The organism is Streptomyces sp. NBC_01384 (genome assembly GCF_045040035.1).
GTDB lineage: Bacteria > Actinomycetota > Actinomycetes > Streptomycetales > Streptomycetaceae > Streptomyces.
Genome location: NZ_CP109559.1, coordinates 3,583,466 through 3,596,188, shown reverse-complemented (window position 1 = coordinate 3,596,188; position 12,723 = coordinate 3,583,466). Strand labels below are relative to the sequence as shown.

At 70.2% G+C, this 12,723-nt stretch carries 10 protein-coding genes; 6 read left to right on the top strand and 4 right to left on the bottom strand.

Features of this window, described 5'->3' with window-relative positions; all coding sequences use genetic code 11:
- Positions 1-18: 18 nt before the first annotated feature.
- On the bottom strand, positions 19-516 hold the full coding sequence (gene greA / locus OG747_RS16250) for a transcription elongation factor GreA (protein ID WP_405880051.1): 498 nt from the start codon (positions 514-516) through the stop codon (positions 19-21).
- Between the two features lie 169 nt (positions 517-685).
- Positions 686-1,087 (bottom strand): DUF4307 domain-containing protein, encoded by a 402-nt coding sequence (locus tag OG747_RS16245; RefSeq protein ID WP_405880050.1) that lies wholly within the window; start codon positions 1,085-1,087, stop codon positions 686-688.
- 144 nt (positions 1,088-1,231) lie between these two features.
- Between OG747_RS16245 and mca the strand changes: the two genes are divergently transcribed.
- Positions 1,232-2,113: a mycothiol conjugate amidase Mca gene (mca, locus tag OG747_RS16240; RefSeq protein ID WP_405880049.1), complete on the top strand. Its 882-nt coding sequence runs from the start codon at positions 1,232-1,234 to the stop codon at positions 2,111-2,113.
- On the top strand, positions 2,106-2,381 hold the full coding sequence (locus OG747_RS16235; protein WP_405880048.1) for a hypothetical protein: 276 nt from the start codon (positions 2,106-2,108) through the stop codon (positions 2,379-2,381). The genes mca and OG747_RS16235 overlap by 8 nt, the downstream gene beginning before the upstream one ends.
- A gap of 38 nt (positions 2,382-2,419) precedes the next feature.
- Here OG747_RS16235 and OG747_RS16230 read toward each other — a convergent pair whose 3' ends face one another.
- Both OG747_RS16230 and OG747_RS16225 read right to left on the bottom strand, forming a co-directional pair.
- On the bottom strand, positions 2,420-2,626 hold the full coding sequence (locus OG747_RS16230; protein ID WP_405880047.1) for a hypothetical protein: 207 nt from the start codon (positions 2,624-2,626) through the stop codon (positions 2,420-2,422).
- A gap of 51 nt (positions 2,627-2,677) precedes the next feature.
- Positions 2,678-5,896 carry an AAA family ATPase gene (locus OG747_RS16225; RefSeq protein WP_405880046.1) on the bottom strand — a complete coding sequence of 1,073 codons (3,219 nt, stop codon included), beginning with the start codon at positions 5,894-5,896 and terminating at the stop codon, positions 2,678-2,680.
- A gap of 171 nt (positions 5,897-6,067) precedes the next feature.
- Between OG747_RS16225 and OG747_RS16220 the strand changes: the two genes are divergently transcribed.
- The 4 genes from OG747_RS16220 (at position 6,068) to OG747_RS16205 (ending at position 12,720) form a co-directional block, all read left to right on the top strand.
- The gene (locus OG747_RS16220; RefSeq protein WP_405880045.1) at positions 6,068-8,098 is read left to right on the top strand and encodes a thioredoxin domain-containing protein; all 2,031 of its coding nucleotides are present in this window, start codon (positions 6,068-6,070) and stop codon (positions 8,096-8,098) included.
- 202 nt (positions 8,099-8,300) lie between these two features.
- A complete protein-coding gene (locus OG747_RS16215) occupies positions 8,301-9,554 on the top strand; it encodes a glycosyltransferase (RefSeq protein WP_405880044.1) in 1,254 nt (417 codons plus the stop codon).
- A gap of 125 nt (positions 9,555-9,679) precedes the next feature.
- Positions 9,680-11,350, top strand: coding sequence for an ArnT family glycosyltransferase (locus OG747_RS16210; RefSeq protein WP_405880043.1), 1,671 nt, complete (start codon positions 9,680-9,682; stop codon positions 11,348-11,350).
- 164 nt (positions 11,351-11,514) lie between these two features.
- Positions 11,515-12,720: a glycosyltransferase gene (locus OG747_RS16205; protein WP_405885556.1), complete on the top strand. Its 1,206-nt coding sequence runs from the start codon at positions 11,515-11,517 to the stop codon at positions 12,718-12,720.
- Positions 12,721-12,723 lie beyond the last annotated feature (3 nt).

The following is a 12,723-nucleotide window of genomic DNA, read 5'->3' as shown; positions in this document are numbered from 1 at the left end:
CGGTAGTCGGTCCTGGGCTCAGCCCTGGTACGGCTCGGCCTTGAGGATCTTCACCGAGGTGAGCTTGCCGTTGGGCAGCTCGTACTGGGCGTCCTCGCCGACCTTCTTGCCGTTCACACCGGAGCCCAGGGGGGACTGGGGCGAGTAGGTCTCGATGTCGGCGCTGGCGTACTCGCGGGAGGCGAGCAGGAAGTCCAGCGTGTCGTCCTCGTCGCCGTCGAAGGCGATGGTGACGACCATGCCGGGGGCGACCACGCCGTCCGCCGCGGGAGCCTCGCCGACCTTGGCGTTCTCCAGGAGCTGGGTCAGCTGGCGCACACGGAGCTCCTGCTTGCCCTGCTCCTCCTTGGCCGCGTGGTACCCGCCGTTCTCGCGCAGGTCGCCCTCCTCGCGCGCGGCCGCGATCTTGGCGGCGATCTCCGTGCGCGCAGGACCAGACAGGTAGTCCAGCTCGGCCCTGAGCTGGTTGTACGCCTCCTGGGTCAGCCAGGTGACGTTCTCGCTGGTCTGGGTCACAGGTGCTCCTCGTAGGTACTGGGAATACAAAGCATCGCCCTACCAGAAGAATGTGCTTTCACGGGTGGGCGAAACCACGAGCCTAACAATTCCGCGGCTGAAGGGGGAGGACATAAGACATCAGAATTACGTCAACGCAGGTCAGCGTGCGTAGGTGCCAGGGGCGGTGTCAGTCGGCGTGGCAGCCCAGCAGCTCCGCCGTGCTGCCACGGGCAGTGGTACGGAGCGTGACGACCTTGTCGATCCGGGAGGAGTCCTGGTCGAAACGGAAGTCCGCGCGGCCCACCTCGCTGCCGTCGTCGGCCTGCGAGCGCAGGGTGCAGTACCCGTGGGCACCCGCGTCCTTGCGGACCTCCAGATGCACCTCGACCGCGCTGTCCGAGGCGGCCTTGAAGGTGATCACCTCGGCGCTGATCTTGTTCGAGAAGACGTAGTAGTAGGCGAACCAGCCCATCAGGGCGAGCAGGGCCACGCCCAGCACACTGCCGATGATCTTGAGTTTCCGGTCGGCACGCTCGTCCGCGGAGCGGCCGTACCGGCCCTCGGGCAGCTGCGTGCTTGCCGTGCTCATGATCGTCCTCTCGGGGAGGGGGTCCCGGAATTATTCGCCCCCCGATTCCGTCACTATAGAAGCCGCCCATCACGCCGATTCACGCCGGGCGCCGACTGCCGACCGGCCGACCTACCGACTGGCCGACTTACTGAGGATTGAGTCTTGACTGACCAGCTGCGACTGATGGCCGTGCACGCCCACCCCGACGACGAGTCGAGCAAGGGCGCGGCCACCATGGCGAAGTACGTGTCCGAGGGGGTGGACGTGCTGGTCGTGACCTGCACGGGCGGGGAGCGCGGCTCCATCCTCAACCCGAAGCTCCAGGGCGACAAGTACATCGAGGAGCACATCCACGAGGTACGCAAGAAGGAGATGGACGAGGCCCGCGAGATCCTCGGCATCAAGCAGGAGTGGCTCGGGTTCGTGGACTCGGGCCTTCCGGAGGGTGACCCGCTGCCGCCGCTCCCCGAGGGCTGCTTCGCGCTCGAGGACGTGGACAAGGCGGCCGGAGAGCTGGTCCGGCAGATCCGCTCGTTCCGTCCGCAGGTGATCACCACGTACGACGAGAACGGTGGTTATCCGCACCCCGACCACATCATGACCCACAAGATCTCGATGGTGGCGTTCGAGGGGGCGGCGGACGCCGAGAAGTACCCGGAGTCGGAGTTCGGCCCGGCCTTCCAGCCGCAGAAGCTCTACTACAACCAGGGCTTCAACCGCCCGCGCACCGAGGCGCTGCACAACGCCCTGCTGGAGCGCGGCCTGGAGTCGCCGTACGGCGAGTGGCTGCAGCGGTGGTCGGAGTTCGAGCGCGCCGAGCGCACGCTGACCACGCACGTTCCGTGCGCCGACTTCTTCGAGGTCCGTGACAAGGCGCTGATCGCGCACGCCACGCAGATCGACCCCGACGGCGGCTGGTTCAAGGTCCCCATGGAGATCCAGAGGGAGGTCTGGCCGACCGAGGAGTACGAGCTCGCCAAGTCCCTCGTCGATACCTCCCTCCCCGAGGACGACCTCTTCGCGGGCATCCGCGACAATGCCTGACATGAGCGCAAGCCTGGCACTGACGCACCTCGTCCCCCTCGCCAAGGACGTCGACGAGAACAAGGTCACCCCCGGCGTCCTCGGCTTCATCGTCTTCGCGGCGTTGGCCCTGGCGGTATGGGGGCTGATGAAGTCCATGAACCGGCACATGGGGAAGGTCACCTTCGAGGAGGACCCGGAGGCGTCGAAGAAGGACGCGGCGGTCTCCGGCAAGGGGATCGGCTCCGGTGCCGGCCCCGGCGGGAAGGCCTCGCCCGCCAACGGCTGAGTGACGTCAAGTCCGGGGGGCACGCTCAGCGCGAGTGGTCAGCGCGAGTGGTCCGCCAGGGACGGCAGCAGGTGTGCGGACTCCGGCCGCAGATGGTCGGAGTGCGCACCCGCCGGGCCGTTCCCCCGTACGAAGACATCGCTCGCGTCGACGCTGACGAAGCGGTGGTCGAGGGCGTCGTGCGGATACGGCTCCCCGACGGGCTGAAACGCGGCAAGTTCGTGCGCGCGTCCGACGAACGACACCGAGATCCCCCTCGTCCCCGAACCGCCCCACCGCCCCACCGCCCCACCGCGCTAGGGCGCCGCGGTCACGGCCACCCCCATGATCTCCCGGGCGTGCCGGCTCGGCACCATGCGCAGGCGCCAAGCCTGCCATCCCGCGTCCAGGTCGACCCCCCGTTCCAGCAAGAGCTGGTACGCCTCCACGTAGTCGTCGATTTTTCCGTCGCGGGACGGGTGACCGCCGCGCGAGAGCTGGGCCAGTTCCTCCTGAGCGACGGCGCTGCCCACTTCGAGGCCGCCCGGGGAGGCGTACGGCAGCAGGGTGCACCTCAGGAACCGGGCCCAGTCCTCGCCGCGCCGATCGCCGTACGAGGCGAAGAGACCGGCCGCCTCGTCGCACAGCGCGAGGGCCCCCGGCGTACGGGCGTTGCCCGCGTCGACCACCGCGAGCTCCAGGCAGGTCCACGCCTCGCCGTGGGCCACGCCGATGCGCTGGAAGTCGGCGCGGGCGTCCACCAGGAGCTGGCGGGCGAAGCCCGAGTTGCGCAGGGAGCCGGTCTGCGCGGCGCGTTGGTCACGGGTGACGCGCGCCGAGTGGTGGCGCGCGCAGGCGAGCCCGTACACGTCCCGCATCCGCGAGAACATCGTGCGGGAGCGCTCCAGTTCACGGACCGCCTGATCGAGGTTGCCGGTCTCCTCCAGGGCCTGGCCCAGGTAGTAGATCGTCCACGCCTCGCCGCGCGCGTCCTCGTTCTCGCGGTGCCGGGAGGCCGCCTGGCGCAGTCCGTCGACCGCGGTGGACGGATCGCCGTCGACGAGGCGGGCGCGCGCCAGCTGGGTCAGGGCCCAGGCCTCGCCACGGGCGTCGCGCGTACGGCCGTACAGGTCGAGGGCCTCGCGCAGCTCCCGCTCCGCGCGCGGTACGTCGCCCATCCGCAGGCCCAGCTGGCCGAGCTGGAAGTGGGCCCACGCCTCGCCGTGCACGGACTCGCCCTCGCGGTGCAGGACCAGGGCCTCGGTGAGCAGGTTCAGGGCGAGGAGGACGTGGCCCCGGTCGCGCTCCACGGCGGCCAGCGCGTGCATCGTCCAGGCCCGGTCCGCCGCCAGGTCGGGGGAGGCCTGCAGGTCCATGGCCTCCTGGAGCTTGGCGGCCGCCTCGGTGAGGTTGCCCTGGTGGTGCAGGGTGATGCCGAGGGAGCACAGGGCCCGGGCCGCGCCCGCGTCGTGGTGCGCCTCGAAGTAGAGGTTCACCACGGACGACAGGGTGGTGTGGGCCTTGTCCAGCTCGCCGAGCTGGCGGGCCGCGATGCCGGTGCGCCACTGCACCGAGCGCACCAGCAGGCCCTGGTCGACTGCCTGCGTCAACTCGCTGATCTCGCCCAGGCGGTAGAGGTCGCCGCGCAGCAGGCAGTAGTCGCACAGGGCGCCCAGCAGGTGCAGTACGGCCGCCTGGTTCACGCCCTCCGCGTGGCGCAGGGCCGCCGTGATGAAGCTCGACTCGTCGTCCAGCCAGCGCAGGGCCGCGTCGAGGGAGGTGAAGCCGTGCGGGCCGACTGTGCTCGATTGGAAAGACGTATCAGCCCTCGTCGACGTCTTGCCGTCGACCAGGCGGATCACCGAGTCGGCCAGCTCCGCGTAGTTCACGATCAGGCGCTCCTGCGCCGCCGTCCGCTCGGCGGGGTCCTCCTCGTCGAGCAGCCGCGCCTGGGCGAAGGCCCGGACGAGGTCGTGCAGGCGGTAGCGGCTGCCGCGGACATGGTCGATCAGGCCCGCCTGCGCGAGCGCGGTGAGGTGGCGGGCGGCTTCCTGCTCGTCCGTCGCCAGCAGGGAGGCCGCCGCGGCGGCGCCGAGCGAGGCCCGGCCGGCCAGCGCCAGCCGGCGCAGCAGCCGCCTGGCCGGCTCCTTCTGGTCCGTGTAACGCAGCCACAGCACCCGCTCGACCGGCTCCACGGGGCCGTATGCGCCGAGGTCGGAGGCCAGTTGGCGCGGGGTGCGCGGGCCGAGGGAGGAACCCGCGACGCGCAGGGCGAGGGGGAGACCGCCGCACAGCTCCGTCACCCGGTCGGAGGATTCGGCGTCGTACGGGTCCGGCTTCTCCTGAGCCGCCGCGTTCAGCAGTTCCTCGGCGCCCGCCGCGTCCAGTGCCTCGACCGGGAGCTGGTGCACCCAGGCGGGGAGGTCGGCGGGCAGGTCGAGCGGTTTGCGGGCCGTGACCAGGACCAGGCTCTCGGAGCGTTCGGGAATCAGGGCGCGGACCTGCTCGGCGTCGCTCGCGTCATCCAGCACGATGGTGACCGGCAGGTCCGTCAGGTGCTGGTGGTACAGCTCGCTGAGGCGTCTGACCTGCTGGTCCTGCGAGGAACGCTCACGGAAGAGGAGCTGCTCGCGGGGTGCGCCGAGCCGGTTGAGGAGGTGGAGCATGGCGTCGCGGGTGGGCAGGGGCGGCTCCTCGGCGCTGTCGCCGCGCAGGTCCACCACGCACGCGCCGCGGAACTGGTCCTTCAGGCTGTGCGCCGCCCGGATCGCGAGGGTGCTGCGGCCGGAGCCGGGGGCGCCGTGCAGGACGACCACCGTCGGCTTCGTCTCGGTGCCGGCGCGGGCCGCGTGCACCCACTGCGCCACCCGGGACAGCTCGGCCCGGCGCCCCACGAACGGGCCCACCGGTTCGGGAAGCTGCCCGAACGACTGCTCCAGCACGCTGCGCCGGCGCGCGGCGGCGCTCTTGTCGGTGCGCCGTAACTGGGGCGCGCCCTGTTTGGCCCCCGTGGCGGCGCTGAGCACCCGCTGCTGATCGAGGAACGGCCGGATACCGCGTACCTCCAGGGCCGTCAGCCACTGGAGCCGCAACTGCGCGGGGCCGCCCGGCTGGCCCACGGCCCCTGCCCGGCGGCTCGCGGCCGGCACATGCGAGGCGGTCACCTTGAGCACGGTGGCCGCCGCGCCCACCACGGCGACGGCCGCGCCCGCGCCGACGGCCGTTCCGGCCCCCGTGCCCAGTGCCAGGTCCGCCACGCAGGCCGCGACGGCGGCAACGGCCGCCACCAGCAGGGGAGTTCCGGCACCCTCCCGGGCATAGCGCTGCCCGAACGTCAACTGCCCGGCCTCTGCCTCGTCCAGGGCGTGGGTGTAGGCCCCGTACTCCTCGGCGGCCGCTGCTCCCATGGTGTCGAGCGCGGCGCGGGCCCGCGACAGCAGCACGGCCCCGTCGCTGCGTCCGCCCGAGCGCCGTACCTCTTCCTCCACGGCCCGGGTCAACAGCCGCTCCGCCTCCGCCCGATCGCCTTCCCGCATGTCACGTCCCCCTCCGGCGGCAACTCCTTTGATTTCCAGTGTCCTTCGTGGGAGGGCGTGAGCGCGAGGGGGCGGCGCGATCAATGGGGTGCCTGCGACCGCCACGTTCCTGGTCGTCGTGCGGGGGGTGGCCGACGCGTCAGGGGCCGGGTACTGCGGCAGGATGGACCCATGCCGAACCGACTGGCCCACGAGACGTCCCCCTACCTCCTCCAGCACGCTGACAACCCCGTCGACTGGTGGCCCTGGTCGGCCGAGGCATTTGAGGAGGCCAGGAAGCGCGGCGTGCCCGTGCTGCTCAGCGTCGGCTATTCGTCTTGTCATTGGTGCCATGTCCTTGCACGGGAAAGTTTCGAAGACGAACAAACCGCGTTGTACATGAATGCCCACTTTGTGAACATCAAGGTCGACCGCGAAGAGCGCCCCGACGTCGACGCCGTCTACATGGAGGCCGTGCAGGCCGCCACCGGTCAGGGCGGCTGGCCCATGACCGTGTTCCTCACGCCGGACGCCGAGCCCTTCTACTTCGGGACCTATTTCCCGCCCGCCCCCCGCCATGGCATGCCCTCCTTCCGGCAGGTGCTGGAAGGCGTGCACAGTGCCTGGACCGATCGACGGGGCGAGGTCGCCGAGGTCGCGGGGAAGATCGTGCGGGATCTCGCCGACCGGGAGATGAGTTTCGGGAGCGGTGAGGTGCCGGGGGAGGAGGAGCTGGCCGGGGCGCTGCTCGGGCTCAGCCGGGAGTACGACGCCTCGCGCGGCGGCTTCGGGGGTGCGCCCAAGTTTCCGCCGTCCATGGTGATCGAGTTCTTGCTGCGGCACCATGCCCGGACCGGTTCCGAGGGTGCCCTCCAGATGGCGCAGGACACCTGTGAGCGGATGGCGCGGGGCGGGATCTACGACCAGCTCGGCGGGGGGTTCGCCCGGTACTCCGTCGATCGCGAGTGGGTTGTGCCCCATTTTGAGAAGATGTTGTACGATAATGCGCTTTTGTGTCGTGTGTATGCGCACCTCTGGCGTTCCACCGGCTCCGAGCTCGCCCGCCGCGTCGCCCTCGAAACCGCCGACTTCATGGTGAGTGAACTCCGTACGAATGAGGGCGGGTTCGCCTCCGCGCTCGACGCCGACAGCGATGACGGGACGGGCAAGCACGTCGAGGGCGCGTACTACGTGTGGACCCCGCAGCAGCTCCGGGACGTTCTTGGTGCGGAGGACGCCGAACTCGCCGCCCGCTACTTCGGGGTGACGGACGAGGGGACCTTTGAAGAGGGCTCCTCCGTTCTGCAACTGCCGCAGCAGGACGAGCTGTTCGACGGGGAGAAGGTGGCCGACATGCGACGTCGGCTGCTCGCCGCGCGCGCCGAGCGGCCCGCTCCCGGGCGCGACGACAAGATCGTCGCCGCCTGGAACGGGCTCGCCGTGGCCGCCCTCGCGGAGATCGGAGCGTACTTCGACCGCCCCGACCTCGTGGACGCCGCCATCGCCGCCGCCGACCTCCTCGTACGGCTGCACATGGACGACCGGGCGCGGCTGGCCCGCACCAGCAAGGACGGTCGAGTCGGCGCGAATGCGGGGGTGTTGGAGGACTACGCCGACGTCGCCGAGGGGTTCCTCGCGCTGGCCTCCGTCACCGGGGAAGGGGTGTGGCTGGAATTCGCCGGGTTCCTGCTCGATCAGGTGATCGTGCGGTTCACCGATCCCGAGTCCGGCACGCTGTACGACACCGCGGCCGACGCCGAGCGGCTCATCCGCCGCCCCCAGGACCCCACCGACAACGCCACGCCCTCCGGCTGGAGCGCGGCGGCCGGTGCCCTGCTGAGCTATGCGGCCCAGACGGGTACCGAGCCCCATCGGACCGCCGCCGAGCGGGCGTTGGGCGTCGTGAAGGCGCTCGGGCCGCGCGCTCCCCGCTTCATCGGCTGGGGGCTGGCGGTGGCCGAGGCGCTGCTCGACGGGCCGCGTGAGATCGCCGTCGTGGGGCCGGCCGACCATCCCGCCACAAAAGCCCTGCACCGGACGGCGCTGCTGGGCACCGCGCCTGGTGCCGTCGTCGCCGTAGGCACTCCGGAGAGTGACGAGCTGCCTCTCCTTGTTGACAGGCCACTCGTGAAGGGCGAACCCGCCGCGTACGTCTGCCGTAACTTCACGTGTGACGCTCCGACGACCGATCCTGAGCGGCTTCGCACGGCCCTGAGCGGCTGAAACGCAGATCGCCGAACCACTCATCAACCGGTAGAAACGCGACCACTGTTCGAATTGTTCAGCAAATCATCCGACAGTGATGAAACACGCTCTTCACCAGAAGGGCCTGCGCGCTTCACAGATCACCCATAGTCTCTGCACCGTGACGCGATGGATGTGACACATCGTCGCGACTGGGGGTTTTGGGATCTGGGGGGATCTGTTGCTCACGTCTGTCTTTATTGCTGCCGTTTCACTGGCCTTGTTCTGGATGGCGGCTTTCACTCTCTGGTGGCAGATGCACGCGTGGCGCACGCCCGAGGTGCTGGCTTCCACCCGGTTCAGCAGACCGGACGGCGATGACCGGCTGGCCTTCTCGCTGCTCCTGCCGGCCCGCCACGAACAGGCCGTGCTCGACCACACCATCCAGCGGCTGCTGGAGTCGAGCCACACCGACTTCGAGATCATCGTCATCGTCGGGCACGACGACCCGGAGACCACCACGGTCGCCCGGCAGGCCGCCGCCCGCGACGAACGGGTGCGCGTCGTCGTCGACCACCATGAGAAGAAGAACAAGCCGAAGGCCATGAACACGGCGCTGCCGCACTGCCGCGGCGACGTCGTCGGAGTCTTCGACGCCGAGGACCAGGTCCACCCGGAGCTGCTCGCCCACGTCGACCACGCGTTCCGCACGACGGGTGCGGACGTCGTCCAGGGCGGGGTCCAGCTCATCAACTTCAACTCCAGCTGGTACAGCCTGCGCAACTGCCTGGAGTACTTCTTCTGGTTCCGCTCGCGGCTGCACCTGCACGCGCAGAAGGGGTTCATCCCGCTGGGCGGCAACACCGTCTTCGTACGGACGGATGTGCTGAGGGAAGCGGACGGCTGGGATCCCGAGTGCCTCGCCGAGGACTGCGACCTGGGCGTACGGCTCTCCAGCGTCGGCAAGAAGGTCGTCGTCGCCTACGACTCCGACATGGTGACCCGGGAGGAGACCCCGGGCAGCCTGGTGTCGCTGATGAAGCAGCGCACCCGGTGGAACCAGGGCTTCCTGCAGGTCTACCGCAAGAAGGACTGGAAGCAACTGCCGGGCTTCGGGCAGCGGTTGCTGGCCCGCTACACGCTCATGACGCCGTATCTGCAGGCCGTCTCCGGGGTGGTCATCCCGCTCAACGTGGCCATCGCGCTCTTCCTGGACGTGCCGGTCGGCATCGCCTTCATCACCTTCCTGCCGGCCGTGACCGCCCTGGTCACCTTCGTCTTCGAGCTCGTCGGACTGCACGACTTCGGCAAGCAGTACGGGCTCCGCGTCCGCTTCGTCCACTACCTGAAACTCGTGGTCGGCGGCCCCTTCTATCAGGTGCTCCTCGCCGGTGCGGCCGTCCGTGCCGTATGGCGTGAGCAAAGGGGCCGCAACGACTGGGAGTTGACCAGCCATGTCGGTGCGCACCTCGCCGAGGCCGAAGCGACCCACTAGGGCCTGAGGCGACCCGCCGGGCATCCACTCCGGCGGGAACGCCTTGGTTCCGTATGCCCTGGTTCCGCAGGCTTTGGGCCAGAACATCCAGAAATATACCGAAAGTCCCGAGAGGACCTTCCCGCGTGACCTCGACACTTCCCGCGGTGACCACCTCCACGGTCCCCGCGGCGCGACCCACCGCGCCCGACATCGTCCACGACCACCCCCCGCTCCAGCGGCTGCGCACCTCGCGCCCCGACCTCCTGCTGTGCGGCGTCCTGCTGCTGGCGATCATCGTCGTGCAGGGCTGGAACATCGCCGACTACCCGACCCTCAGCGACGACGAGGGCACCTATCTCGCCCAGGCGTGGGCGGTCCAGCAGGGCAAGGGCCTCGCGCACTACACGTACTGGTACGACCACCCGCCGCTGGGCTGGATCCAGATAGCCGCCCTGACCTGGATTCCCGCCCACATCAGCCCCTCCCTGATGACGGTCGGCTCGATGCGGGTCGCGATGCTCGCGGTCAGCGCGGTGAGCGCGGTCCTCCTGTACGTCCTCGCGCGCCGCCTCTCGCTGCCGCGCTGGGCCGCCGGGCTCGCGATGGCGCTCTTCGGGCTCTCCCCGCTGTCGGTCGTGCTGCAGCGCGAGATCTTCCTCGACAACATCGCGGTGATGTGGACGCTGCTCGCGTTCTGCCTCGCCGCGTCCCCGAGCCGCCACCTCTGGCACCACTTCGCGGCGGGCATCGTGGCCGCCGCCGCCGTGCTCACCAAGGAGACGATGCTCGTCATCCTGCCGGCGCTCCTGGTGACGATGTGGCGTCACGGCCACCGCGACACCCGCAAGTTCGCACTCACCGGAGCCATCACCGCCTGCACCCTGATCGGCCTCGCGTATCCGCTGTTCGCCCTGCTCAAGGGCGAGCTGCTGCCGGGCGCGGGCCATGTCTCGCTCTGGGACGGCATCACGTACCAGATGAGCCGCCCCGGCTCCGGCTTCATCCTCGACCCCGGCTCCGGTTCGTACGGCGTGCTGCACTCCTGGCTCTACTACGACCGGGTGCTGATCCTCGGCGGCCTCGCCGGAGCGCTCCTGCTCCTGGTCTCCTGGCGCTGGTCGGTCACCGCCCGCGCGCTGGCCGGACCCGCGCTCGTCGTGGCGATCCTCGCCCTGGTGGCGCTGCGCCCCAGCGGCTACCTGCCCGCGATGTACGTCATCCAGGCGCTCCCCTTCCTCGCGCTCGTTCTCGCCGGAGGCACCGCCAGCCTCGCCCATCTGGTGCTGCGCAGGTGGCGGAGCGAGGAGGAGAAGCCGTACGTCACCTGGGGACGGCGGGTGACAGCGGCCGCGCTCGTGGCGGTCGCCGCCGGCTATGTCCTGCCGCACTGGTACGACGGCGATCACACCGCCGTGACCGCCGACGCCAACGCCCCCTACCGGGCGGCGGCCTCCTGGCTGAAGACCGAGGTCCAGGACCCGGCGGACACCCGGGTCCTCGTCGACGACGCCCTCTGGCTCGACCTCGTCCACGACGGCTACCGGCCCGGGCTCGGCGTCATCTGGTTCTACAAGGCGGACCTCGACCCCGCGGTGACCAAGACGATGCCGCGCGGCTGGAAGGACATCGACTACGTCGTCGCCTCCCCGACGGTGCGGCGCGACGCGGTCGACCTGCCCAACGTCAAGGCGGCCATCGAGCACTCGACGCCGGTCGCCACCTTCGGCAAGGGCGCGGACCGGATCGAGATCCGGCGGATCTACGACAGCACAGGAAACACCATGACCACGACGGCGTCCGGAGGCAGTCGATGAGCAGTTTCGAGAGCACTGTCCCCGGGGAGCTGGGAGATCCCGCCGTACGCGCGGCCACCGCGAGTGAGCCGGAGGGGCGCGCCGGTGTCGAGAGGGCATGGGGGTCCCCCCGCTCGAGCGAAGTCGAGAGTGGGGGAGCGCGGAGGCCCGAAGGGTTGAGCACGATCGCCCTCTCGACACCGGCTGGAGCGCCCCGGAGGCGAACCGAGCGCGAAAACACAGTTCCCGAGCCCGGCGCCGTCACCATCGTCGTCCCCACCTTCAACGAGTCCGCGAACATCCGCGAACTCCTGCACCAGATCACCGAGTCCGTGCCGTCCCGGCTGCCCTGCGAGGTCGTCTTCGTGGACGACTCCACGGACGACACCCCCGAGGTGATCTCCCGGGAGGCGCAGGACTGCCCGTTCCCGGTGACCGTGCTGCACCGCGACCAACCCGTGGGCGGGCTCGGCGGCGCGGTCGTCGAGGGGCTGAAGGCGGCCGGCTCCGACTGGATCGTCGTCATGGACGGCGACTGCCAGCATCCGCCGTCCCTGGTACCGGAGCTGGTCGCCTCCGGTGAGCGCGCGAACGCCGGGCTCGTCGTCGCCAGCCGGTACATCAAGGGCGGCAGCCGCGAGGGGCTCGCGGGCGGCTACCGCATCGCCGTCTCCCGCGGCGCGACCTGGCTGACCAAGACGCTCTTCCCGCGCAGACTGCGCGGCATCAGCGACCCGATGAGCGGCTTCTTCGCGATCCGCCGCAGCGCGGTCACCGCCGACATCCTCCAGCCGCTCGGCTACAAGATCCTCCTCGAACTCGCCGTGCGCAGCCGTCCCCGCCAGGTCACCGAGGTGCCCTTCGTCTTCCAGGACCGGTTCGCCGGCGAGTCCAAGTCGACCGCGCAGGAGGGCTTCCGGTTCCTGCGTCACCTGGTCGGGCTGCGCACCGCCTCGCCGGTCGCCCGGATGGTGGTCTTCGGCCTGATCGGCGCCACCGGCTTCGTGCCGAACCTGCTCGGCCTGTACGCGCTCACGGCCGCCGGCATGCACTACGTACCGGCGGAGATCCTCGCCAACCAGCTCGGCGTGGCCTGGAACTTCCTGCTCATCGAGCATCTGCTGTTCCGTGAGCGCCGGGGGCACCGCACCTGGTGGGACCGGGTGGGCCGGTTCGGGCTGCTCGCCAACGCCGATCTGGTGCTGCGCATCCCGCTGATCGCCCTGTTCGTCGACCACTTCGGGATGGGCGCGCTGTCCGCGACCGCGCTGGCCCTGGTGACGACCTTCGTCCTGCGCTTCGTGGGGACCGAGGCGCTGGTCTATCTGCCGCGCCGCAGCAGTGAGCCCGCGGGCGGGAGCCGCAGCCGCGCAACAAGGAGAGCCGCGTGACAT